Below are 20,684 nucleotides of genomic sequence, written 5' to 3'. Positions count from 1 at the left end.
TTCCTCCCGATGGAATAGGTCCCGCCACGGCGTCGGACGCCAGAAACAGATGCGGAAGTAACGCCCTTCTCCGCGTCACCCTGATTCCGCGCGCTGTCACGAAAGAGCCGCAACCATATCCAAGGCGGCGACCGTTTCAACCGGATTTACTGTCACATGCCGTGCGTTACTGTCACATGCCGTGAGAAGGATTCGCAACAGACTTTCGGATTGTTTTCATCCGCGCCCGCGCGCCTGCCTGACCAGCCGGACCAGTTCCGCGCGGGCGCCGTCGGCGTCCGTCACGGGCTTCCCGAAAGCGACGCGGCAGTGCGCGCCGGCGCGCGCCAGATCCGCGCCTTCCGGGTCGACGCCGGTCATGCGCCAGCCGACGCCGTCCTGCCCGCAGAGCACGTTCGCGTAAAGGCCGACCGCGTCGGAATGGTCCTCGTTCATGTGCCGGACGACGCCGGACTCGGCCCCGGCCAGCGCCGCCGCGCCGGAAACATCGGTCAGCAGGCGGTCCGCGTCCACCCAGTCGATCCGCCCGAAGCCGGCGACGATGTGGGCGCGCTCGGGCTCGATTCGCCAGAAGGCGAAGTCGCCGAAGCCGGCGTACATGGCCGCCGAGGGGTGACGGGCGAGGAACCGCGCCTTCGCGTGTTCGTCACCGGTCTTCGCCGCCCGGCCCAGTACGGTGACCCGCGGCCCGGTCAGACGCTCGCGATGGCCGCCGGTGCCGTCGAACAGCAGCGAGACCCGGTCGTCGCGGGCGAGGTTCTTCGTGTGCTCGGCAAGCGTCGAGATCAGCAGGACCGGCCGCGCCGCATGATCGACCGCCGTCAGCAACAGGGAGCCATAGGGCCAGCCGTCGGCGCCCAGCCCCGTCGAGAGCACCGCCGTCGGCTCGCTCCGCATCAGCCGCCGCGATTCGGCGGCGGCGTCCTGGCCCCCGCCGCTCATTTCACCATCAGCGCCCAGTAGTCGAGATCCAGCACCACCGCGGGATCGCGCTTGCCGTCTTCAGCCTTGTCGGGGAAGTCGGTGGCCGCGCGGTCCTTGCAGGCCACCGTGCGCAACCGCAGCGCGCCAACCGGTCCCGGCAGGTCGGCGGTCTCCAGCACCTCCGACCAGGCGTAGATGGTGTCGCCCGCGAAGGTCGGCGCGGTGTGCGCCCCGCCGTTGATCGCCGCGATCCACATGGCCGGCGCCAGGCCGTTGTAGCTCAGCGACCGCGCGAGGCTGATGATGTGGCCGCCGTAGATCAGCCGCCGCCCGAACCGGCCCTGGCCTTCGGTATGCTGGTTGAAGTGCACCCTGGCCGTGTTCTGATAGAGCCGGGTCGCCATCATGTGCTCGGCTTCCTCGATGGTGACGCCGTCGGCATGGTCGATGCGCTCGCCCGCCCGGTAGTCGCCGAAGCGGTGCGGCTGGCCGACCCAGGCCGCGTTGTAGCCCGCGGCCTCGATGTCGGGGATCGCGAGGTCGCCCGGGTCGACCCGGGCCGGCAGGTCGGGCACCACCGGCGCGGGCGCCGGCGCGTTCTCGTCGCGCTTGCGGATCATCACCCAGCGGCAGTAGTCGAGCACCGTCTCGCCGGCCTGGTTGGTGCCGGTCGAGTTGACGTAGACCGTGCCGGTCTTGCCGTTGGAATTCTCCTTCAGCCCGATCACCTTCGAGGTGGCGGCCAGCGTGTCGCCGGGAAAGACCGGCGCCAGGAAGCGGCCCCGGGCGTAGCCCAGATTGGCCACGGCGTTGAGCGAGACGTCGGGCACGGTCTTGCCGAAGACGATGTGGAAGACCAGCCAGTCGTCGACCGGCGCGCCGGGATAGCCCAGCGCCTGCGCGGCCATGTCGGCGCTCTGCAGCGCGAAGCGCCCGCCATAGAGCGCGGTGTAGAGCGCCACCTCGCCCTCGGTGATGGTCCGCGGCGTGGCGTGGACCAGCTCCTGCCCGATCTCGAAATCCTCGAAGAAGTTGCCTGGGTTGGTCTTGTCCGACATGGGCGCTCCGGCTGGGTTGATTGGTGGATGAAGGCGTTTTCCACCTATCACTAATCCTTCGGGGGCTCCACCGCCTCGTCCGGCCGCCGGGACGCCGCGCCGTCGCCACCCCTTTCCACCACCTCCAGCGGGTTGCGGAAATAGACCTCGCGGTGCGGGAAGGGGATGGTGACGCCGTGCTCCTGGAAGGTGTCCCAGAGCGCCAGCATCACCTTGCCCTTGATGTTGACCACGCCGTCGGCCGGGTCGCGGATCCAGAAGCGCAGCACGAACTTCAGCGAACTGTCGCCGAACTCGACGAAGTGACAGACCGGCGTCGGCGTCTTCAGCACCCGGTCGGCGGTGCGCGCCGCCTCCACGGCGAGTTCCCGCACCTGATGGGGATTGCTGCCATATGCGACGCCGAAGGCGATCTCCAGGCGGACATTGGCGTCGGTGTAGGACCAGTTGATCACCCGGTTGGTGATCAGATCCTCGTTGGGGATCAGATACTCCCGCCCGTCGCGGGTGATGACGGAGACGTAGCGCGCCTGCAGCTTGGTGATCCAGCCGAAGGTCTCGTCCAGCTCGATCACGTCGCCGGGCTTGATCGACTTGTCCATCAGCAGGATGAAGCCGCTCACCAGGTTGGAGATCACCTTCTGCAGGCCGAAGCCGAGGCCGAGGCCCAGCGCGCCGCCGAACACCGCCAGCGCCGTCAGGTCGATGCCGGTCAGGTCGAGGGCCACGAGCACCGCGAGCGACAGCACGACGATGCGGAACAGCTTGCCCAGCAGCACCCGCGTGGCCGGCCGCAGGTCCTGGCTGGCCTCCAGCCGGCTTTCCACCAGGCGGCTGGCCAGCACCGACAGCCAGATCAGGATGACCGAGAGTCCGATGGCGTTGACCACCGAAAGCGCCGTGATCCGCGTGTCGCCGATGCTCAGGCCGATATTGTCCAGCGCATCGATTGTTGCCGGCAGGATGCCGAGAATGTTCAGCGCCGCCACCGTCCAGATGACCAGGGCGACCGAACGCGCCACGGGCTTGTTGCGGATGATGCGGGAGATGATGGAGATCACCACCCAGGCCGTGACCAGGTTGGCGAGCACGCCGAGCAGTTCGGTCCTGGCCGGCGGCGCATTGGCCAGCACGATGACGGCCAGCCAGAGCAGGATCATGTAGAGGATCTGCTGCCGGCGGCTGACGAACAGCATGACGAAGCGCTGCAGCGTGCGCTGTCCGGCCATCCGTCCGACCAGACCGAGCAGCATTGGCCCGGAACGGCGCTGCAGCCAGATCGAGGCGAGCAGCAGCCCCAGCGCCAGCGCCACCTGCAGCAGCACCCATCGCTCCAGCACCCGCTCGGTCCAGAAGGCGCGGTCCTGGATCAGCGGCAGGACCTCGCCGATCCACTGACCCAGTTCCTGTACGAGCGGGATTTCCTCCATTCAGAGCGCTATTCGGCCGCGGCCCGTTCCGGCGTCGCGCTGCGGCGGCGGAGCACAAGGCCGGGACCGGCGACGTCCCTGTAGCCCTTGCCGTCATGCACCTGCACGCCGTTGACCCAGGTGCCCTTGAGCCCCGGCGCCTCGCGCACCAGCCGCTCCCCGCCCGCGGGCAGGTCGGCCAGCTTGATAGTCTTCGAGAGCTTCAGCGCCGCCGGATCGAAGCGGATGAAGTCGGCCGCCGCGCCGGGACGCAGCTCGCCGCGGCCTTCCAGACCATAGATCCGCGCCGGCTCCGAGGTCAGCTTGGCGATGGCCTGGGCCAGGGTGAACTTCTGCGCCTCGCGCACCCAGTGGCTGAGGAAATGGATGCCGAAGCCCGCATCGCAGAACAGCGTGTGATGGGCGCCGGCGTCGGAAAGGCTGACCAGGTTGCCCGGCATCGCCAGCAGCTCCGCCACGCGGTCCTCCTCGACGTTCAGCAGCTTGGCGGTGAAGACCGTCTTCAGGTCCTCCGCCAGCGCCAGGTCGAGATAGGCGTCCAGCGGATCCTTGCCCTGCCGCTGGCCCAGATCGGCCAGGGTCAGGCCGACGAGGTCCGCGTTCTCGGGCTTCTGCGCGATGGTGATCTCCACCCGGTCCCAGTGGCCGTTGAAGATGCGGGTGCCTGACGGCTTCGCCAGATCGTCGCGGATGCGCTGGCGGACGGCCGGGTCGGCGAAGGCGCGCTTCAGCTCCACCGCGTCGTCGCTGCCGGGCCAGCCGTCGATGGTCAGCATCGGGTAGGCGGCCTCCAGTGTGAAGTCCATGGACAGCGGCTGGCAGGAGCACTGCGGGAAGACCGGCCGGCCCTTCTCGCGCTCGGCGGCGCATTCGCGGGCGAGGCCGATGGCGCGCTCGGGCTGGTTGGAATAGTGCAGCAGCGGCGCATAGATCGTCGCCCCCTGAGACAGCTCGGCCAGTTCGCCCAGCAGCGGGATGGAGGTGGCATTGCCGCAGGTCGCCATCATGATCCCGCCGCCCCCGGCCTCGCCGAGCGTCCGGGCGAAGGCGCGGAACTCGGCGTCGTCGGCCATGCGCGACGGCACGGGCCGGTTGCCGGCGCCGAAATGGTTCTCGAAGGTCGACGAGCCCATGCCCAGCGCGCCGGCCGCCAGCGCGTCACGGAACAGCGCCTGCATCTCCGCCAGTTCCGCTTCGGTGGCGGCGCGCTCGGAGCCCGCATCGCCCATCACCGCCGTGCGCATCACCGAATGCGAGGCCAGGGCCGCGACGTTCGGGAAGGGCCGCTTGGCCTGCACCAGGTCGAGATACTCGGCGAAGCTGGTGAACGACCAGTCGACGCCCGCGTGCAGGCTTTCCAGCGACATGGCCTCGACGACGGAGAGATTGGCGAGAATCGTGTCCCGCGCCGCCTTCGGCGCCGGGGCGATGCCGAAGCCGCAATTGCCGATGACCACCGTGGTCACTCCCAGCGCCGGCGAGGGCGAGGCCGTCGGGTCCCAGGTCAGCTGCGCGTCGTAGTGGGTATGGACGTCGACGATGCCCGGGGCGATGGCGTCGCCGCCCGCATCGATCTCCTCGGCGCCCTGGCCGTCGACCTTGCCGACCGCACCGACAACGCCATCCCGGACCGCCAGATCCCCTTCGACCGGGTCGTTGCCCAGCCCGTCATAGATCCGCGCATTACGGATCACCAGATCCCAGTCGCTCATCGTCGTCTCCTCCCGTTTACGCAGGTGAGGAGTCTGCCACCCGCCCGGACGGGCGGCAATGGCGGGGGCTATTTCGCCTTGCCGCCGAATTTCTCCACCGTGCGAAAGGCGCCGAGGCCGAGCATGCCGAGCAGCACGGTCAGCAGTTCGTCCATGGCGAGATCGGGCGGCATGGAGGCCTGCAGACCGGTGTTGAGGATCGCCCAGGCGAGCAGGTCGCGGGCGACGAAGTTGTAGAACAGCGCCAGACCGCAGACCCAGCCGATGAACGGCCGCCAGCCGGCGACGAAGACGGAGCGGTGACCGGCTTCCACCTTGTTCAGTTCCGCCTGCACCAGAGACGGCTGCATCATCAGCCGGGCCTTGATCAGGCCGGCGGCGCGCTTCTCCTCGTCGGTCTCGACGAAACGGTCGATGATGCCGGCGACGCCCTCGGCAGCGGAGAGCACCGCGCCGCCGAAGAGGTTCTGCAGCAGGCCCGTCACCGCCCCGCCTCCGCCGTGGCGCGGCGGCGTTCGGCCAGCAGCATCTCGTGAATCCTTTCCACCTGGACACCGATCGCGCGGGTGCGTTCGTCCACCTGCCCGACGCCGCGGTCGAGGCGCGTCAGGCCAGCGTCCAGCCCCTCGATACGCCGCCAGATACGCTCCCGCACCTCCGCCGCGCGGACCAGTTCGTGCTCCAGCCGCTGGACCCGCCCGTCCAGCGAGGCGCCCCACCAGATGGCGGCGGCGAGGTAGCCGGCCAGACCCAGCCCGCCCGCCAGCAGGGACCGCACCGGAACGGCCGCCATTCGCGCGGACGCGCCTTCCCCGGTCATCGTCATGGCCGCCGGCATCTCAGGGAAACCGCCGGTGCGGCGTCGCGGGCGCCGGGTCGAGCACCCAGGGCGCAAGAGCGGCGGGCAGGGCAGCACCCGGGCGGAGGCGCAGATTGACGTGCCAGCCGGGCTGCGTCTCCGCCGGCGCGAGTTCCGTGTCGTCGGGACCGAGGACGGGCGGCAGGCGGATCTCGCCCACCAGGTCGATCATGGCCGCGCCGGCCCGGACGACCGGCTGCGCGGCCACGGGCGCCGGCCAGCCGGCGGCGGCGAAGGCCGCCTCCATCCCGGCATTGTCGGCGAACTTCAGATACAGGTCGGTGCTGGTCATGCCGTGATCTCCGTGAGCTGGGCGTCGGAAAGCCGGACGGGCCAGAGCGCCGCTTCCTCGAGGCCGATATTGTGGTGGGTGTCCCAGGCAAGGGTCGGCTCCGCGCCGACGATCAGATGGGTGAGGCGCGCCGGATCGGGCTGTGCGGGCGTGGCCGTGGCTGGATCGCCCTCGCCGTCGACCTCGAAGACCGATCCCGCGCCGTCCACGGTCGCCGCCACGGCGACCGAAAGCCCCGCCACGCGCGCCGAGGCCTGGCCCAGCGAATCGAGGCCGCCGCCCGGCGTCTCGATCACCGCGCCCGGTTTCTCTGCCGCCGCGCCGCCGGCATGGCCGTGGCGGAAGGCCAGATACGCGTCCGCGCCGTCCGTGGCGTCGCCGAGGCTGAGCGGATGGGCGTGGTCGCCGCCGGCGCCGTCGGGCCCCAGATAGCGGTATCGGGCGAGCAGGGTGAACTCGCTCGCCACCGGCGGATGGGGCAGCGCCGCCTGCAGCGCGTCCGCGGGCCGGGTGACCTGAGCGGCCACGGTCGGGATGTAGCTGGAGGCGCGCCCGCCGGCCTCGACCTGGTAGCCGAAGAAATCGGCGAAGCCTTCTGCCGCGGCGTCCGCCGAACCGAGGTCCTGGGCGTTCCAGGCAGGGAAGGCCCGGACGTCCATGTAGTCCAGCGCCTGCGCGCCGGGATCGGGCAGGACGATCCGGCCGCGGCAGCGCACCCAGCCATCGGCCCAGTGCTCGAAGCCGTGGTCGTCCCACGCGCCGGTCAGGTTCGTCAGTTCCGCCGTCGAGAAGGGAAGCAGCGCCGCGTCGAACAGCTTGTTGCGGACCGGCAGGGCATCGTCGAACACGAAGACCCGGAGCGCTGGAAAGACGCCCGGATCGGAGCGACGGATCCAGGCGCTGACGGTCAGCACCGCGCCGGCCTGGAAGCCGCTCAGGTCGATGAACTGGCGGCGGCTGGAGCTGACGCCCGCTTCGGCGTCGGTGACGCGCGTGCTCGGGCCGCCGTCCGGGGCCGTGGCGCCGATGCCGGTCGTGGGCGCGCCGCTGTCGATCCACGGCGCGGCGGCGAGGTCGGCCGACTGCAGACAGAGATTGGTCGCCGCTTCCTCCTTCAGGATGTAGAGCGGCCGGCCCGATTGCGGATCGTGCCACAGCCTGGCGGCGTCCGCGGCGACGGTCGTCAGCCGCCGCGCGGGGCCGGCGGTGGTGGCCGCGCCATCGCGCTCGCAGGTCAGAAGGCCCGTCCCGTGGCCGATCGAGGGCGCCAGCACCAGCGCCGGCGGCGGCGTCGACGGATGCCGGCGCAGCAAATCCGCCCGCGCCGCCACCTGGGCGGCCTCGCCCACCGCCTCGAGTTCGGCGGCGACCTGTGCGACCGCGCCCACCGCCTGGCCGACGGCCTCGATCTCGGCGGCGAGCGGCGCCAGCGCCGCGACAGCCGCGGCATCGACGGCGGCCGTCGCCGAGAGGTCGCGCACAAGGATGGCCGACCCGTCGGCGGGTGCAGCGGCGAAACTCAGCGTCGCACCGTCGACCGAATAGTCCTGCGGGTCGATGACGGCGCCGTCGACGACCACGATCAGCGCCAGGTGACTGACCGGTGCGGCGGCGAGGGCGAAATCGGTGCCGGTCCCGTCGCCAGAGAAGGAACTCGCGGCGGGCACGTTCTGCACCAGCGCGGCGACGCCGTTCGCGTCCTCCTGGGCAGACGCGGCGCTGGCCTCGGCGCTGGCGGCGGAAGCGGCCGCCGACGCCTCCAGCGCGGCCGCGTTCTCGACCTGCTGCAGGCTGGCGCTGAGGGGTCCGGCCACGGGCTCGCCGTCGCCGTCGAAGGCCAGCAGGCGATTGGCCAGCGCCGTCTTCGCCGGGGCCGCGGCCAGCGCCGGAGCGGCGTCGTGATCGGCGAGACGCAGCGCGCGGTCCAGCCGGCCGCGCAGTTCCTGCGCGATCGCGGTCAGCCGGTCCAGTTCCGTGTTCAGCACATCGGCGCGAAGCGCGCCGCCGGGCAGGAAATCGCTCACGCGCTCGATGGCGGTGCGCCGGGCGATGACGATCTCGACGCCGGCCGCCGGCGCGACGGCGAAAGTCACCGATCCGCCGCCGCTCTCGCCTGCGCCAGCGACGGTGTAGTCCGCCTCGATTGTCTGCAGCAGGCCGCCGGCCCAGACGGCGAGATCGGCCGCCGCGAGATACGGAAACGGCGCGGCGAAGACCGTGGCCGCGTCGTCTCCCAGATGGGCGATCCGGGGTTCGGTATCGTTGATCTTGACGTGTTCGTCGCTCATCGCGGGCTCCGCATCGGCTGTTGGCATCTGCCGGTGAATTTACCGGCTGAACCGCAAGCCGTATCCGCTTTTCGAAGGGGTGCCCAAGCCGGGGCCTTGCTCTAAAGTGCCGCCCGTCGAGACGAGGGAGAGGAAACCAGCATGAGCGTGACGAAACCGGCGGTCGCCATTGCCGCCCTGCCCGGGCGGCGGCAGCGGATGATCGAGTGGGCCAAGGAAGTGGAAGGCCGCGGCTTCGCCGGCGTCTTCGTGACCAGCGTGTCGGCCTGCCTGCCCTTCTGCCAGGCGGTCCTGCAGGAGACGAGCCGCATTACCGTCGGCAGCTCGATCCAGCCGATCTACTTCCAGAGCGCGCGGCTGCTGGCCGACAATGCGGCCTTCATGCACGAGATCTCCGGCGGCCGGTTCCGTCTCGGGATCGGCATCAGCCATGCGCCGGCGCTGCAGCGCTACGGCGTCGGCAATTCGGGCAAGCCGCTGACCGACATGCGGCGCTATGTCGAGGAACTCCGCGCCGCCGAGCAGGAGGTCGGGCCGCTGCCGCCCATCGTGCTGGCGACGCTGCGCAACCGCATGCTCGATCTCGCGGTCGAGAAGGCCGATGGCGCGGTCTGGGCCAACGGCCCACGCGAGATGGTCAGGAAGCAACTCGCCGAACGACCGCGTACGGCCGAGGACGACTTCTCCACCGCGGCCATGATTCCGACGGTGATCGACGACGACGTCACCGCCGCCCGCGCCGTGCACCGCAAGACGCTGGCGCGCTACGTGCAGTTGCCCAACTACCGCGCCTACTGGAAGACCGCCGGCTTCGAGCAGGAGATGACCGACATCGAGGCGGCGATCGAGAGCGGCGATCTGGACCGGCTGCCCTCGCTGCTGACTGACGAATGGCTGGACAGCACCACCCTTTCCGGCCCCGAAAGCCGGGTCATGGAAGGCGTCGAGGCCTGGTACGACGCCGGCATCAAGACGCCGATCCTGGTGCCCTCGGCGACCAAGGGCGGCCAGACGGCGGGGCTGGCGGCGATATTCGACATGTTCGACCGCGCCTGAGGCGGCGGGCCGGTGCGGATCGCCCAGATTTCCGACACCCATCTGAGCGACCGCCACGGCTTTTTCCACGACAACTTCCTGCGGGTCGCCGAGGCGGTGAACGCCTGGGCGCCGGACCTGGTGATCCACACCGGCGACCTGTCGATCAACGGCGCCGACCGGGCCGCCGACATCGCCTTCTCGGTGGCCGAGATGGCGCGCTTCGACGCGCCGGTCCTGGTCCTGCCCGGCAACCACGACATCGGCGAGGAGCCGGGGTTCATGCAGCTCGGCCAGCCGACGGACGAACGCCGGTTGGCGCGCTATGGCGCGATCGCGGGACCGGACCGGTGGGCGCGCGATGCGGGGCGTTGGCGGCTGATCGGCATCAATGCGCAGGTGATCGGCACCGGCCTGGGCCGGGAGCGCGAGCAGGACGCCTGGCTCAGCCGCGAACTCGACGCCGCAGCGGGCCGGCCGGTCGGCGTCTTCACCCACAAGCCGCTGTTCTTCCCGCGCCGGCTGGAAGGCGACCGCCCGGCGGAAATCTTCCTGCCGGCGGGGGCCAGGGCGCGGCTGTTCAGCCTGTTGCGCCGCCACCGGGTCCGCTTCGTCGCCAGCGGCCATCTGCACAAGTATCTCGACGTCGCCGTGGGACCGACGCGCTTCGTCTGGGCGCCGGCCACGGCCTACCGCTCCGGCCTTGACGTCGGCGTCGCCCGGCCCTGTCTGGGGTTCCTGAAACTGGCGTTGTCAGGCGACGCCTTCCGTTTCGAGCTGGTCGAGCCCGACGGCATGGTCGACCGCCGCCTGAAGCCGCTGAAGGGCGGCGAGCGCTATCTCAAGGACGCCCCGCCCGCGCCCGTGACGCCCGACCGGGCGGCGGAATGACGGTCGAGGGGTACGCTTAGCGAACCACCGCCTATCCTCCCGCTTCGACGGCCGGCGCGGCCGGCCCGGATCGAGCGAGGAGAACGGCAATGGCGAAGATCGGCGGCGGCGGCGGGAACACGGCCGCGCTCGAAGCGGCGACGAAACGCGAGGAAGAGGAGGCACAGCGGCTGGAGGCGAAGAACGACGCGCGCGTGCGCAATCTCAGGGCCCGGCGGGGCGGACGCCGCGCCCTGCTCGCCTTCACCGAGACGGCCCCCGTCGCGGGCCTGCAGACGACGCTGGGCTAAAGAAGCGCCGCCACATGGCCCGCCGGGGATGGCCGGCCGGCGGGCCTGCTGAGTTGTCGGGCCGGCGGTCGGTCGCGTCCGTTCCGAAGGGAGCCGGAACTTGCGGAACCGCTCAGGCATGGATCCCGGGCTCCGGCTGCGCCGGCCCCTGGATTGGGGCATCGGCTCTCTCCTGCGCGTCCTGGACGGGCCGAAGGCCCGAGCGGGGATCCATGCCTGAGCTGGTCTGGCGGACGCGGTGGGTCCTCAGACCCCCGGCACCCAGTTGCCGTGGAAGCCGTGGGGCACGCGGCAGGGAATCTCGGCCACCGCCACCGGTTCGCCGTCCACGTCCCGGGCGTTGAGGATCACCAGATCGCTGCGGTTCTGCTCGGCGCGGTAGACGTTGAACAGCACCCAGCCGTCGCCCTCCGCCGCATCGGGCGCGCGGGGCACGAACACCGGCTCCGAGACGTGATGCGCCTCGCCATCGGAGAAGACGGTGCGGCGGCCGCTCTCCAGGTCCGCGTGGACGATCTCGGTCCAGTTGCCCCGGTCGCCCTTGCGGCGCTGTTCGACGGCGGCGAACCAGCCATGGCGGTAGCCGAGGCCGGCGCGGCGTTCGTCGAAGCGCGGGAACTCCCCCGGCCGGTCGTCCAGCACCTGCTCCTTCACCTCATCGTGGGCGGGATCGATGGTCCAGCGCACCAGCCGCGCCGTGGCTGTCGCCGGGTCGCCCGGCGTGCCGTCGGCGTGGGGGAACAGCGGCGCGGCATCGTACTTCATGACGTCGGCGACGATCCGGCCTTCCCGTTCGAAGGCGTTCATCGGGTGGAAGACGTAACAAGGGGGGATCTCGATCCAGTGGGTCATCTCCGGGTGCTGGCCGCGCTTCAGCACGCCCAGCCACCCGGGCTTGTCGGGCTCCCAGGCGAAGGGCGGCCTGCCCGCCATGGCGCGCTCCAGGCTGCCGGTCAGCGGCAGGACGGGAAAGACCACGTGCCCCTCGGTGACGATGAAGTCGTGGATCATCGCCGCGTAGGGCGCATCGAAGGCGGCCGCCTGGGTGACGTTTCCGCCAGCGTCGACGACATGATAGCTCAGCCGGTCGGTGAAATAGCCACCGACGGAATAGCCGAAGAACAGCATCTCGCCGGTTGCCGGATCGATCTTCGGATGCGCGGTCATCCGCCCGCCGGTCAGGCCGCCGTCGAAATCGAAATATCCCTTCGAGGCGAGATCGGCCGGGTTCATCTCGAAGGGCGGATGCGCCTCCTCCAGCGCCAGCAGGCGGCCGCCGTGCCAGACGATGTTGGTGTTGGCGAGGCCGGAATCCTTCCCGCGCGCCTCGTCCGCCGAGGTCAGGGGATTGCCGAAGGTGCCGAACAGCGCCTCGCCCGCGGCGCGCTCCAGCTCGAACTTCGGCGTCCTGACCCAGCGGTTGGACCAGCCCACGCGGCCGTCGCGGATGCGGAAGGCATGGACCATGCCATCGCCGGCGAACCAGTGATGCTGGCGGTCGCGTGGCGGGTATTGCGGGTTCGGCCCGATGCGGAACAGGGTGCCATCCAGCTCCGGCGGGATCGCGCCGCGCACCACCAGGTCCGGCGCGTCCGCTTCCATGAGGAGCGGCGCGTAATTGCCGGAAAGCTGCGGATGGTCGGGAAAGGGCGCGGTCATCGGCAGGCTCCTCGGGCATTGACGGCGATGAAGGGTAACCTGCCCGCCCGGTCGCCGGAAGCGCAACGCCGCGACGGACTATATCCCGCCTGGCATCCAGTCGCCGCGGCCTTCCGGGGTCAGGTCGAGGAGGTTCCAGACCGGCGAGAGCAGGTCGAGCCCGCGATACTCGCCCTCGGCCATGACGGCGCCGGCGGTGTAGTGCTGGCGGATCGACCCGTCCGCGCCGCGGGTGAAGACGCTGATACCCGGTTCCTGATCGCCCTCCGGGTTCTCCATGCCGAAGTCGCGATTGAATCCCGTCCTCTCCGACGACAGCATCCGGAGATTGGTCCAGCCGCGCGCATCGGCCAGCGCGGCGAGTTCCGCCGCGGGCGCGGCCGCGGCGAGCACCATGGCGGCGCGCTGCGCCACGTGCGGCTGGGCGCGGTCATAGGTATCGGCCCACATCGAGCACATCGGGCAGGGCCTGGTCTGCGCCCGGCCGTACATGAAATGGATCACGATCAAGGTGTCATGTGCGCCGAACAACTCGGACAGGCGCACTTCACGGACCGCGCCGCTGGCGGCCTCCTCGAAGACATAGTCCTCCACCGCCGGCCCCTCGGGCAGCGCGCGGCGCATCCGGGCCACGGCCTCCCGCTGGTCGCGGAGCGCCATCTCGGCTTCCAGCAGTTTGGCGCGGGCGGCGGCATGGGCGTTGTCCGGCTCGGTCATCCTCGCCTCCTATATTTAACTATATGGTAAAATTAATGCAGCGATGAACGGAAGGCAAGTCCGGCCCGCTTGACAATAGCGGTAAAATTACACAATATGCCGCCATGTTCGCGGCGCCGGCCGATCCCCTCCCGGGACCCGGCGCGCGGCCGACCGGTCGGCCCATCCGCGGCTTTGCGGACCCCTCCGGCAATCCCGAGACATCACCGGAGAGAATGATGAGCGACACCGTCGATCAGATGTTCCGTCGCGAATACGCGACCAGCGTCCACATCGCCTATCAGCGCCAGGGGACGAAACTGCGCAACACCGTGCGCAACCAGGACAAGGTGGAGGGCAGCTCCTGCGTCTTCCACAAGGTGGGCAAGGGCGCGGCCTCGACCAAGGCCCGCCACGGCATGGTGCCGACCATGAACGTCACCCACCAGTCGGTGGAGTGCTTCCTGAAGGACTATTACGCCGGCGACTGGGTCGACAAGCTCGACCAGATCAAGTCGGGCTCGGAGGAAATGCACGTCCAGGCCAATGCCGGCGCCTATGCGCTCGGCCGCAAGACCGACGAGCTGATCCTGGCCGAGATGGACAAGTCGACCAACATCGTGCCCACCACCGCCGGCGGCCTGACCAAGGCCAAGGTGCTGGAAGCCTTCGAGATGCTGGGCGAGGCCGACGTACCCGACGACGGCGACCGCTTCGCCGTCATCGGCTGGAAGCAGTGGTCGGAGTTGCTCGACATCCAGGAATTCGCCAATGCCGACTATGCCGGCGGCGACGACCTGCCGTGGAAGGGCACCCAGGCCAAGCGCTGGCTGAGCACGCTCTGGTTCCCGCATTCGGGGCTGAACGCCGACGGCTCGGGCAACCGGCTCTGTCACTGGTACCACAAGACCGCCATCGGCCACGCCATCGGCGTCGACGTCCGCGCCGACATCTCCTGGCACGGCGACCGGGCCGCGCACTTCGTCAACAACTGGATGAGCCAGGGCACGGTGCTGATCGACGGCGACGGCATCGTCACCATCCCCTGCGCCGAATCCTGACCGCCGAAGGAGAGCTGATCATGGCATTCAAGATCGAGGAACTGGAACGCATGGCCGGCGGCGGCGCGGGCTTCGCGATGTGGGGCTACGTCACCACCGACGACGACCTGGCCGACGTCACCGCGGCCGGCTATTTCGACGAGGCGCGCGACATGCTGCGCGTCGACGACTGGGTCTTCATCCGGGCCGGCGACGGCAGCGGTGTGGCCATCGTCAACGCCAATGCCGGGGGCACGGTGGATCTGACCGACGCCACCCAGATCGGCGCCGCCGACACCGCGTAGCGGCCCGGCGCGCGTCTCCCTGGTGTCATCCCCGCCGCCGCACCGCGGCGCGCGGGGATCGACCCCCGGAGATGCTCCGCGCCAGACCGTATCCCGATCCCCGTGTTCCGCTGCGCGGAAACAGGGATGACGAGAAATCCCATCCTTCAGCCCAGGAACGCCCCATGGCCCTCAACCGCATCCAGCTCTGCTCGCGCGCGCTGCTCAAGGTCGGCGCGAGCCCCGTCACCAGCTTCGAGGACGGCACAGCCGAGGCCGAGATCGCCGCGCTGCTCTACGGCGTCACCCGGGACGCGCTGATCTCCGGTCATCCCTGGTCCTTCGCCACGGCGCAGCAGGCACTGCCGGCGCTGACCGTGAAGCCGCTCGCGGATTTCGACCGGGCCTTCGCCCTGCCGGCGGATTTCCTGCGCGTCCTCTCCGTCGGCGCCGGCGGTTCGGCGCGCGGCCGCGGCGTCGCCTACCGCATTCACGAACGCCGCCTGCACGCCAGCGCCGAGAGTCTCAACCTGACCTATGTCTTCCGCCCCGACGAGACCGCCTTCCCGCCCTTCTTCGACCAGGCGCTGATCGCGCGGCTGGCGGCCGAGTTCTGCCTGCCGCTGACCGAGAACACGGCCCGCACGGAAGCGCTCAGCCGCGCGGCGGAGGTCGAGTTCGCCCGCGCCCGCTCCATCGACGGCCAGCAGCAGACGCCGCAGGCAATCGAGAACTTCGCCCTGATCGAGGCCCGGTCCTGAGATGCCGCGGCGCACCCCATCGCAGCAGTTCGGCTTCGCCAACGGCATGCTGGACGAGGCCCTGCTGGCCCGCACGGATGTGAAGGCCTACTACGCCGGCGCACGGGACCTGACCAACATGCTGGGGCTGGCCCAGGGCGGGGTCGAGACCCGCGGCGGCTTCCGCCATGTCGCCGAGATCGCGACACCGCCGGGCGAGACCGCGATCCGGCTGGCGCGCTTCGCCTTCTCCTTCGAGACCACCTATCTGATCGTCTTCTCGCACCGGAAGATCGAGGTATTTGCCGGCGACGCGCTGACGGCGACCGTCGAGCCGGACCCCGGGACGCCCGGCGACGAGGACCGGTTCTACACGGCGGACGAACTGGCGGCGCTCAACTGGACCCAGAGCCTGGACACCATGATCCTGGTCCATCCCGATCACGCACCGAAGCGGCTGATGCGCCAGGGCGGCGGCGCGGCATGGGTGCTGGAAGATCTGCCGCTCACGGAGACGCCCACATTCGACTTCGGCGCCGGTACGAAGGGCAAGGCGACGCCCTCGGCGACCACCGGGAACATCGCGATATTGACCACGGATTCGAGCGACTTCGACCATGTGAGCTTCGATCCCGGCGACCCGGCCTACTGGATCCGCATCAATGACGGGCTGGTAAAGCTCACCTCCCGCACCGATGCGGACACCCTGCGCGGCGACGTGATCCAGAAGCTGGACGGCGCCGCGCAGGCGGACGCCGGCGACTGGACGGTGGAGGAGGACGCCTGGTCCGACGGCCGCGGCTGGCCGCGCGCGGCGCACCTGTTCCAGGGCCGGCTCTACTTCGCCGGCACTGCCAGCCGGCCGCAGACGATCTGGGGCAGCCGCGCCGGCCGCTTCTTCAGCTTCGAGACCACCGCCGACGCCTTCGAGGACGAGGCCGTGGAGATGACGCTGGACAACGACCAGGTCGCAGCGGTCGAGCAGCTCTTCGCCGGCAACGACTTCTTCGCCTTCACCTCCGGCGGCATCTTCGCCAATGCCGATACGCCGGTCACCCCGGCGAACTTCTTCCTGCGCCGCCACAGCGAACTGCCCGCGGCGGCGCTCCGCCCGGTCGAGATCGATGGCGCCCTGGCCTTCATCCGCCGCGGCGAGGCGGGCGCGCGCCCGAGCTGCAACGAACTTGTCTTCGACGATGTCCGCCAGATCTTCGTCGCCCAGGACCTCGGGCTGCTGGCGGGTGGCCTGATCGACGATCCGGTGGCCATTGCCGCCCGGCTCGGCACCTCGACGGACGCCGCCAACCACCTGCTGGTGGTCAACGCCGGCGGTGACATGGCGGTGCTGAACACGCGCCGCGCCCAGAAGATCGCGGGCTGGACGCGCATTGCGGCGGCCGGCGGCGGCGAGATCCGCGATGCGGCAACCGTGGGCGGCGAGCTCTACTGCCTGATCGAACGGCAGATCGGCGGGACGACCCGCCGGCTGGTCGAACGGCTCGACGCCGCCTGCTGCCTGGACAGCGCGGTCACGGCCACGATCGACGGCAACCCGCCAGCCGTGAACTGGACCGGGCTCGACCTGTTCGAGGGCGAGACGGTGCGCCTCGTCGGCGACGGCATGGACCTGGGCGAGGTCACGGTCGCCGGCGGCGCGGTCGAGACACCTTTGCCCGTTTCCACGCTGGAGGCAGGCCTCGTCTTCGACTGGGCGGTGGAGACCATGCCCATCGAGGCCGAACTGACCGACGGCACGCTGGTGGGCAACCGCCACCGGCTGATCCGGGCGACCGTCCGCGCAGGCCGCGCCACGCGCTTCGCGGTGAATGGCCGCGAGGTCAAGGGCGGCCGGCTGGAGTCGGAGAGCTTCGACCAGCCGCCGAAATCCTTTGCGGGCCTGAAGACGGTCCGCTTCCTGGGCTGGAGCGGTGGCCGCGAGGGCGGGGGCGCCACGGTCCGGGTCACCGGCCGCTCGACGGAGCCGGCATCCATTCTTTCCATCACCGCGGAGGTCGCGCAGTAATGGCTGATCCAGTTACCCAAGGTATCGCGCTCGTCGGGCTATCGGGCCTGAACGCCGCCAATCAGATCGGCGCCGCCAACGCCGGGAAGAAGCTCGGCCGGGCACGGACCCGGCTGCAGCTCGCCCAAACCAGGCGCGAGGAGGAAGAGAAGCTCGCGCGCGGTCTGGCTCGGCAACAGGTCACCGCCGGCGCCCGCGGCGTCAGCGCGTCATCTGGCTCCCTGATGCGACAGGCGCTGGCCGCCGACCGGGAAACGCGGCGACGCATTGGCCTGGCGGCCGGCTCGGCCTCGCTGTCCAACGCCAGCGAGGCGCTTCGGGCCCGCCAGCGCCGCAACCGCGCCCTGATCAGCTTCGGCCAGACCTTCGCCAGCCGCGCGCCGACCATCTTCGAGGGCTAGCGCGTTGTCACCGGCCGGCACGGCTTGGCCACAGAAACCCCACAGGGCCTCCGATAGGCTCGGCTCGAGGGAAATGGGGGACCGATCGTGCCGTGCATTCATCTCTGGCTCGCCGCGGCCTGCATGACAGGTTTCGGCGCCGCCTTTCTCGTCGACCTCGAAGCGATGCCGCCGCGCGGCGACTATCTGAACGCCTATGAACGCCAGTCGCAATCCGTGCCCTGGCGCACGGACGCCGATGGCGGCGCCTGGCGAGTGCTGACGCTCGGCGAAGATATCCGGGTCTTCGAGTATCGGCGCAGCCCGGTCAGCACGCGGGAAGTCACCGCACCGCCGCCGGGCTGTCTGGTAGGCCTCCTGACCCGGCTGGACAACAATGGCGCGACACCCTCCCGCGCAGGTGAAGCGGTCGCGCAGCAAAGCTGCTAGTTCGATCCGCGTCACCCCGCCGGTTGACATCATCCACTTTCCTGTGCGAACGATCGTTCAGTACACGATCAAGAGTACAGGTGAACGAGATGCATCTGCCCGACGATACCCACGAAAGACTGGTCCGCGAGACCATCGACCGGCTGGCGCGCAAGGCGCCGCCGCTGGCCCCGGAATCGATCGAGGTGCCGGCCGACCGCTATGTCGACCCGGCCTTCCTCGACCGCGAGATGGACGTGATCTTCCGCGGCGAGCCCATGTTCCTGGGCCTTTCCGCGGAACTGCCGGAGCCCGGCGACTTCCTGACGCGCGAGCTGCCCGGCGCGGCGGTGCTGGCCATCCGCGGCAAGGACGGCAAGGTCCGCGCCTTCCGCAACCGCTGCCGCCACCGCGGCGCGCGCGTGGCCGAGGGTTCGGGCTCGGCGCGGCGCTTCACCTGTCCCTACCACGCCTGGACCTATGGGCTGGACGGCAACCTGGCCGCGATTCCCGAGGGCCCCTGCTTCGAGCATGTCGCCAAGGGCCGGGACGGCCTGGAGGCATTCGGCCTGCTCGACTGGGCGGGACTTCTGTTCGTGCTGCCGCCGGGCCTTGACGAGGCCGCGGCGCGGCGGCGGCTGCAGCCGGCGATGCGCGAGCTCGAATGCTTCGGCTTCGGCGACTACCGGGTCCAGCACACGCAGACGAAGGACAAGGCGACCAACTGGAAGTTCGGCGTCGACCTGTTCATGGAGGGCTATCACGTCAATGTCCTGCACGCACAGACCGTGGGCCGGACGCTCGCCTGCAACTTCGTCCTGTACGAGGATCTGGGCGGGCACACCCGGCTGGTCGCGCCCAGGCGGCCGTTCCTGAAGGAGGACGAGGCCGACCTGATGGCCGCGCCGCTGCACCGCAACGCCATCGTCGTCTACTGCCTGTTCCCGAATACGGTGATCGCCTGCATGGAACAGCATTCGGAGATCCACCGCTTCGATCCGGTCCCCGGCCAGCCCAACCGCATGCGCTGGACGCTCTGGATCGCTTCCTCGCCCGTGGGCCTGGAGCGCGATGTGGACTGGAGCCACATCCTCGACATCGCCGGTGGCGTCATCGAGCGCGAGGACCTGTGGATGATGACCGGCGTGCAGGCCAATCTGGACGCCGAGGGGCCGGCGAGCCACCTCACCTTCGGCCGCAACGAACCGGCGCTGCACGGCTTTCACGCCGAGATCGACCGGGTGATGGGGGTACGCCCCGCGATCCGGACGCCGGTGCTGGACCGGCTGGACGATGTCGCGGCCTGAGGCCGCGCGTGGTCTCAGTTCAGCGCGACGATCGCAATGTTGAGCCAGGCCGCGAAGGACACCCAGACAAGATAGGGTGCGAGAAGCAGCGCCGGGCCGCGGCGACGGGGCCAGATCGCCCGCATGAGCAGGACGATCGTCAGCCAGAGCGCCGCGATCACGACCACCGCCGCCAGCGGCTGCTGCAGGGTGAAGAACACGAACGTCCATGCGGCGTTGAGCAAGGCGTTGGCGATCCAGAGCGCTGCCAGTCCGCGGCGCGCGCCCGGCGGCACCGTCATCCAGCTCCAGGCGCCGGCCACCGCTATGATGACGTAGAGTGTGGTCCAGACCGGCCCGAACACCCAGCCGGGCGGCTGCACGACCGATTTCTCGAGGGACCGGTACCAGGGCCCCAGTTCGGTGCCCAGCCCGCCGAGGATGGCGACCGCCAGCGCGCCGAGGCCGAAGATCGCGGCGGGGCCCAGCCATTTGCGTGTCGAAGTCATCACCGCGCACATCGGGTCGCGGCGCCGAGGGGCCCATGCGCCCGATTGACGCCGGGGCCGATGCCTATTGCTGCGGAACCGGCTGGCCGTCCTCGCCGACCTTGAAGGAGACGCTTTCGCCGCAGCCGCAGCGGTCGGCCTCGTTCGGGTTGGCGAAGGTGAAGCCGGAGCGGAACATGGTCTCCTCGTAGTCCATCTCCGCGCCGAGCAGGAACATGGTCGCGGTCGGGTCGATGAAGACCTTCACGCCGGCGGCGTCGACGGTCTCCTCGAACTTCTTCTGCTCGGTGGCGTATTCCACGTTGTAGGTCATGCCCGAGCAACCGCCGGACCTGACGCCGACGCGGACGCCGAGGGGCTTCTCGCCCTGCTTCTCCGCGCGCGCGATCAACGCCTTGACCTGTTCGACCGCACGCTCGGTCACGGTCATGATCGGTTTGCCGTCAGGAGCGCCAAACATCAGGGGGTCTCCTTTCCTAAAACATGTCCAGTTCGAGACGCGCCTCGTCCGACATGCGGTCGGGGGTCCAGGGCGGCTCGAAGACGAGTTGCACCATTACCTTGCCCGCGCCTTCGGTCTTCACGACGGCGTCGGCGACCCATTGCGGGATTTCCTCGGCCACCGGGCAGGCGGGCGCGGTGAGCGTCATGTCGACGTCGATATCGCCGTTGTCCTTGCAGTCGAGGCGGTAGATAAGGCCGAGTTCGTAGATGTCGACCGGAATCTCCGGGTCGTAGACGGTCTTCAGCTGCGTCACGACCTTCTCCGGGTCCACCGCCGACAGCCCGTCGCGGGATTCGCCGGCATAGGCGACCACATCCTCGGGCGGGGTCATCATGAAATCCATTCCGGGGGCGC

General features: G+C 69.9%; 23 protein-coding genes. 10 read left to right on the top strand and 13 right to left on the bottom strand.

What is annotated here, in order from left to right; all coding sequences use genetic code 11:
- Positions 1-216 precede the first annotated feature (216 nt).
- The 8 genes from TEF_04295 to TEF_04260 all read right to left on the bottom strand — a co-directional run bounded on the left by TEF_04295 (position 217) and on the right by TEF_04260 (position 8,563).
- Entirely contained in the window at positions 217-942 is a 726-nt protein-coding gene (locus TEF_04295) for a heme iron utilization protein (protein ID ANK80096.1), read from the bottom strand.
- Positions 939-1,982: a hypothetical protein gene (locus TEF_04290; protein ANK80095.1), complete on the bottom strand. Its 1,044-nt coding sequence runs from the start codon at positions 1,980-1,982 to the stop codon at positions 939-941. The genes TEF_04295 and TEF_04290 overlap by 4 nt, the downstream gene beginning before the upstream one ends.
- A gap of 50 nt (positions 1,983-2,032) precedes the next feature.
- Entirely contained in the window at positions 2,033-3,412 is a 1,380-nt protein-coding gene (locus TEF_04285; GenBank protein ID ANK80094.1) for a hypothetical protein, read from the bottom strand.
- 8 nt (positions 3,413-3,420) lie between these two features.
- On the bottom strand, positions 3,421-5,124 hold the full coding sequence (locus tag TEF_04280) for a hypothetical protein (protein ANK80093.1): 1,704 nt from the start codon (positions 5,122-5,124) through the stop codon (positions 3,421-3,423).
- Between the two features lie 68 nt (positions 5,125-5,192).
- Positions 5,193-5,600: a hypothetical protein gene (locus TEF_04275; protein ANK83267.1), complete on the bottom strand. Its 408-nt coding sequence runs from the start codon at positions 5,598-5,600 to the stop codon at positions 5,193-5,195.
- Positions 5,601-5,605: 5 nt separating this feature from the next.
- The gene (locus tag TEF_04270; protein ID ANK80092.1) at positions 5,606-5,962 is read right to left on the bottom strand and encodes a hypothetical protein; all 357 of its coding nucleotides are present in this window, start codon (positions 5,960-5,962) and stop codon (positions 5,606-5,608) included.
- 1 nt (position 5,963) lies between these two features.
- Positions 5,964-6,275 (bottom strand): hypothetical protein, encoded by a 312-nt coding sequence (locus tag TEF_04265; GenBank protein ID ANK80091.1) that lies wholly within the window; start codon positions 6,273-6,275, stop codon positions 5,964-5,966.
- On the bottom strand, positions 6,272-8,563 hold the full coding sequence (locus TEF_04260) for a hypothetical protein (protein ANK80090.1): 2,292 nt from the start codon (positions 8,561-8,563) through the stop codon (positions 6,272-6,274). The genes TEF_04265 and TEF_04260 overlap by 4 nt, the downstream gene beginning before the upstream one ends.
- Positions 8,564-8,704: 141 nt before the next feature.
- On the opposite strand from TEF_04260, the gene TEF_04255 reads away from it, so the two are divergent.
- The 3 genes from TEF_04255 (at position 8,705) to TEF_04245 (ending at position 10,779) form a co-directional block, all read left to right on the top strand.
- Positions 8,705-9,619, top strand: coding sequence for a hypothetical protein (locus TEF_04255; protein ID ANK80089.1), 915 nt, complete (start codon positions 8,705-8,707; stop codon positions 9,617-9,619).
- Positions 9,620-9,631: 12 nt separating this feature from the next.
- Positions 9,632-10,489, top strand: a complete 858-nt coding sequence (locus tag TEF_04250; protein ID ANK80088.1) for a hypothetical protein — start codon at positions 9,632-9,634, stop codon at positions 10,487-10,489.
- Between the two features lie 89 nt (positions 10,490-10,578).
- Positions 10,579-10,779, top strand: a complete 201-nt coding sequence (locus tag TEF_04245; GenBank protein ID ANK80087.1) for a hypothetical protein — start codon at positions 10,579-10,581, stop codon at positions 10,777-10,779.
- A 246-nt stretch (positions 10,780-11,025) separates the two neighbouring features.
- Here TEF_04245 and TEF_04240 read toward each other — a convergent pair whose 3' ends face one another.
- Positions 11,026-12,438 (bottom strand): carotenoid oxygenase, encoded by a 1,413-nt coding sequence (locus TEF_04240; GenBank protein ANK80086.1) that lies wholly within the window; start codon positions 12,436-12,438, stop codon positions 11,026-11,028.
- 78 nt (positions 12,439-12,516) lie between these two features.
- Positions 12,517-13,155, bottom strand: coding sequence for a hypothetical protein (locus tag TEF_04235; GenBank protein ANK80085.1), 639 nt, complete (start codon positions 13,153-13,155; stop codon positions 12,517-12,519).
- A gap of 218 nt (positions 13,156-13,373) precedes the next feature.
- On the opposite strand from TEF_04235, the gene TEF_04230 reads away from it, so the two are divergent.
- The 7 genes from TEF_04230 to TEF_04200 all read left to right on the top strand — a co-directional run bounded on the left by TEF_04230 (position 13,374) and on the right by TEF_04200 (position 19,337).
- The gene (locus TEF_04230) at positions 13,374-14,195 is read left to right on the top strand and encodes a hypothetical protein (GenBank protein ANK83266.1); all 822 of its coding nucleotides are present in this window, start codon (positions 13,374-13,376) and stop codon (positions 14,193-14,195) included.
- 20 nt (positions 14,196-14,215) lie between these two features.
- Entirely contained in the window at positions 14,216-14,479 is a 264-nt protein-coding gene (locus tag TEF_04225; protein ANK80084.1) for a hypothetical protein, read from the top strand.
- Between the two features lie 164 nt (positions 14,480-14,643).
- Complete coding sequence (locus tag TEF_04220) at positions 14,644-15,219, top strand: hypothetical protein (protein ID ANK80083.1); 576 nt, start codon at positions 14,644-14,646, stop codon at positions 15,217-15,219.
- Position 15,220: 1 nt separating this feature from the next.
- A complete protein-coding gene (locus TEF_04215; protein ANK80082.1) occupies positions 15,221-17,221 on the top strand; it encodes a hypothetical protein in 2,001 nt (666 codons plus the stop codon).
- A complete protein-coding gene (locus TEF_04210) occupies positions 17,221-17,622 on the top strand; it encodes a hypothetical protein (protein ID ANK80081.1) in 402 nt (133 codons plus the stop codon). Before TEF_04215 ends, TEF_04210 begins: the two co-directional genes overlap by 1 nt.
- A gap of 123 nt (positions 17,623-17,745) precedes the next feature.
- Positions 17,746-18,051, top strand: a complete 306-nt coding sequence (locus TEF_04205; GenBank protein ID ANK80080.1) for a hypothetical protein — start codon at positions 17,746-17,748, stop codon at positions 18,049-18,051.
- Positions 18,052-18,131: 80 nt separating this feature from the next.
- Positions 18,132-19,337: a hypothetical protein gene (locus tag TEF_04200; GenBank protein ID ANK80079.1), complete on the top strand. Its 1,206-nt coding sequence runs from the start codon at positions 18,132-18,134 to the stop codon at positions 19,335-19,337.
- Between the two features lie 14 nt (positions 19,338-19,351).
- On the opposite strand, the gene TEF_04195 is transcribed toward TEF_04200, so the two are convergent.
- The 3 genes from TEF_04195 to TEF_04185 all read right to left on the bottom strand — a co-directional run bounded on the left by TEF_04195 (position 19,352) and on the right by TEF_04185 (position 20,673).
- A complete protein-coding gene (locus TEF_04195) occupies positions 19,352-19,825 on the bottom strand; it encodes a hypothetical protein (protein ANK83265.1) in 474 nt (157 codons plus the stop codon).
- 64 nt (positions 19,826-19,889) lie between these two features.
- Complete coding sequence (locus tag TEF_04190) at positions 19,890-20,285, bottom strand: Fe-S cluster assembly scaffold SufA (protein ID ANK80078.1); 396 nt, start codon at positions 20,283-20,285, stop codon at positions 19,890-19,892.
- A gap of 16 nt (positions 20,286-20,301) precedes the next feature.
- On the bottom strand, positions 20,302-20,673 hold the full coding sequence (locus tag TEF_04185; GenBank protein ANK80077.1) for an SUF system Fe-S cluster assembly protein: 372 nt from the start codon (positions 20,671-20,673) through the stop codon (positions 20,302-20,304).
- Positions 20,674-20,684: the final 11 nt, after the last annotated feature.

It is taken from the genome of Rhizobiales bacterium NRL2 (assembly GCA_001664005.1).
Taxonomy (GTDB): Bacteria; Pseudomonadota; Alphaproteobacteria; order Minwuiales; family Minwuiaceae; genus Minwuia.
Note: the sequence above shows the minus strand (reverse complement) of the source record. Positions and strands in the feature narration are given on the sequence as shown.